We start from the raw sequence: 483 nt of genomic DNA, 5'->3' as shown, positions 1-483 counted from the left end.
GGAAAAGTCCCTCCTGATTCAGGACAGTACAGTTTCAGCAACTGTACCGCCCGATGAATGCGAGTTTTTAGCCCCTCCACCCTTGCGGGGGACTGGTACAGCCCGTACCGCGAGAGGCTGGGACTCGCAGAGCGCGAAGCGAGGGAGTAACGCGGAGTGCGTCCTATTGGATGAAATTCGGATTATGAGTGAGATTTTGGTATAACGCGGCCTTATGGGGAACTTGCAAAGCTGAGGTAGCAGAGGGTTGAGAAGGGGCAGCGTAGACAGCTTTCCAGCCTCCCCCGCTTTTACCACCGGATCAGGTCTGGCCCCAGGTCGCTGATCTTCGTCTTGCCGCACAGCGCCATCCCCAGCCGGATTTCGTCGCGCAGCAGCTCCAGCGTGTGCCGCACGCCGTCCTCACCGGCCAGCGCCAGCCCGTACAGCGCCGGGCGGGCCACGAATACGGCGCGTGCTCCCAGCGCCAGCGCCTTGATCACG

The 483-nt window shown here is 61.5% G+C and carries 1 protein-coding gene; it reads right to left on the bottom strand.

Going from position 1 to position 483, the window contains the following annotated elements; genetic code table 11:
* Positions 1 to 290: 290 nt before the first annotated feature.
* The coding region (locus tag QZ269_RS13305; protein WP_291427173.1) for an alpha-hydroxy-acid oxidizing protein at positions 291 to 483 on the bottom strand (193 nt) is incomplete at its 5' end.

The sequence above is a fragment of the Deinococcus sp. genome, assembly GCF_018260405.1.
GTDB lineage: Bacteria > Deinococcota > Deinococci > Deinococcales > Deinococcaceae > Deinococcus.
The sequence above is the reverse complement of the archived record's forward strand: the minus strand, read 5'-3'. Positions and strand labels throughout refer to the sequence as shown.